Annotated in this window: 2 protein-coding genes; both read left to right on the top strand. The window is 60.0% G+C overall.

Going from position 1 to position 2,515, the window contains the following annotated elements; all coding sequences use genetic code 11:
• On the top strand, positions 1-1,652 hold a 1,652-nt coding region (locus IGS51_RS03425; RefSeq protein WP_297075925.1), incomplete at its 5' end, for an FAD-dependent oxidoreductase.
• Positions 1,653-1,728: 76 nt separating this feature from the next.
• Positions 1,729-2,370 (top strand): phosphoribosylanthranilate isomerase, encoded by a 642-nt coding sequence (locus IGS51_RS03420; protein ID WP_367279245.1) that lies wholly within the window; start codon positions 1,729-1,731, stop codon positions 2,368-2,370.
• Positions 2,371-2,515: the final 145 nt, after the last annotated feature.

The following is a 2,515-nucleotide window of genomic DNA, read 5'->3' as shown; positions in this document are numbered from 1 at the left end:
CCGCCTCTCATGCTATGCGGACGGGCGCGAAGACCTGCCTCATTGAGCTAACGCCGTGGATGGGCGGACAGCTTAGCTCCCAGGGGGTGTCTGCGGTAGACGAGTCCAGAAACATGCTGGAGCGGAATAACTTTTCGCCAAGCTGGCAGAGCTTCAAGGGCTTTATCTTGCAGCAGCCTGTTACGCTACCTGCCTGGACGGGTATCACCGCACCCCTCACAGTCGCCCAGATCAATAGCTGCTGGGTTGGGCGGCTGTGTTTTCCGCCGCAGGTGGGGGCTGTGGTATCGCAGGAGTGGCTCAAGCGGGCGGCGCAATATTCCACAAGCAGCAAGTGGAGCGCGTTTACCGCCTTCAAGGGCGCAGAGTTTGACGAAACAGGACGGTTTATCACCGCGATTTATGCCGTGCGGCGATCGCCCCGGGAATCTGGCTATGTGCCCCAGGGCCGCCCGTCGGTGGAGCTAGCCACCTGGTATGCCTGGGAAGACGATGCCACCTTCCGCAAAACCCCGATCAAGCTCCAGCCGCCGCCCGGAAAGCGGATGATCGTGATTGACGCAACGGATACGGGCGAAGTGGTGGGCTGGGCCAAGGTGCCGCTACGCATTGGTTCCGACTCGCGCAACACCACGGGGGAAACCAACGCCGCCGATTTCGACAATCCAGAATGCACCCAGGCGTTTACCTTTCCCTTTGCAATGGGCATCCGCGCCGATGGCGGCCAGAGCATCAAGACCCTGGAATACGTCCAGTCGTTTTATCCTCGCGCCGAGCATATGCGGGTCTACACGCTAGAAGGCGTGCCGATGTTTCACGGGCGCAGCTTTTTTAACTATCGGCGGATCGTCAGCCTGAATCGCAGCGACCCCTTCTTTGGCAGCCCCGTCCTCAACGACATTACGCTGGTCAACTGGACGCAGGGCAACGACTGGAACTGGATGAATCCGCCGCTAATCCTGACACCCGAAAAGCTCATGCAAACCGGGCAGTATCAAAACTGGATGGGCGGCGTGTCGCTGCGGTCTATGCGCCATGCAGAAAATCACGCGCTGATGTTTGCCCATTGGCTCCTGGAGCAGCCGCCCGATCCAGCGCTGCCGTTGGCCTACCTAGCGGGGGCCGATTCCCCTATGGGGACGGTTTCTGGGCTAAGCATGTTGCCCTACATCCGCGAGGGGCGGCGAATCCTGGGGCGACCGGCCTACGGACAGACGGAGTTTATGCTGCGCGAGGCTGACCTGCGGGAAGACATGGAAGGACGAGACTTTCGGGCAACTGCGGTAGGTGTGACCCATTACGATATTGACATTCACGGCTGTCGCTATCGCAACTGGGAGCCGACGGGCGAGGCAGTCAAAGCTTCAGTGAAAGAATATTACATTCGCCCCGTGCAGATTCCCCTCGAAAGCCTGATTCCGCAGGGCGTGGAGAATCTGCTGGTGGGCGGAAAGGCGATCGCCGCCACGCACATCGCCACGGCCATGACCCGTGTTCACCACGGCGAATGGACCATTGGCTCGGCGGCGGGGGTGACGGCCGGCTGGCTGGTCGATCAACCCGATTTGCAGCCTGCCCAGATCGTCCCTCAAGGAAAAATGCCACAACTGCAACAGTACATGATTGAGCAAGGCTTGCGGCTGGATTGGTAGACGCAGTGATCTAGGGGAGCAGCGATCCAGGGCAGCAGCTAGGGATTGGGAGCGGCTAGGGGTTGACCGATTCCATCTGCCAGCCATCCCTAGTTTCAAAATAGCGATCGCGGCTTTGGGGGTGAGTGCTCTTGGGTTCATCGCCGTGCCCAATACTCCCCGCTATTTGCCCCAAGCGGAAATGGCCCGGTGGGTGGGATCCCTGCCCAAAACCCTGGAAAAAGTAGGCGTCTTTTTGGATCATTCCCCCACAGCCATTGCAACCTGGGTAGAGGGAACGGGCCTGACGGCGGTACAGTTGCACGGCCAAGAATCTCCAGATGACTGCCATCAGTTGGCAGCCTTGTTGCCCGGGATCCACCGCATCAAAGCCCTGCGCATTCGCCACCTTCAAGACTTGGACAAAGCGGCTGCCTATGTGGGCTGCGTGGAAACCCTGCTGCTCGATGCCCATCATCCCCACCGAGCGGGCGGAACCGGGCAAACCCTCAATTGGCCAGCACTAGCTCAGGGATCCCTGCCTTTGCCTTGGATCCTGGCAGGCGGACTGAACCCAGACAACATCCAGCAGGCCCTCCTCCAAGTGCAACCCCAAGGCATCGATCTTTCCAGTGGTGTGGAAGCCAAACCGGGCGACAAAGATCTGGGCAAGGTTCGTCGCCTCCTCCAGCACATCCGCGCTCAAGGGTGGGAGATCGCCCCCTCTTTGCCCCTGTAACCCAAGCCAGCTGGGATCCCTACTGTAACGAGTTGAGGTCTAGCCCCGGTTCAAATACCTGCTCCTTCACCTCGCCAAATTGGCCCATCACCCCCAGGTCGCGGTTGTTGAAGGTGACCAGAACGCCGCCCGCATTGCCCGTGCG

The sequence above is a fragment of the Thermoleptolyngbya sp. M55_K2018_002 genome, from assembly GCF_015295965.1.
GTDB lineage: Bacteria > Cyanobacteriota > Cyanobacteriia > Elainellales > Elainellaceae > Thermoleptolyngbya > Thermoleptolyngbya sichuanensis.
This window is presented reverse-complemented; position numbering and strand designations above follow the sequence as displayed.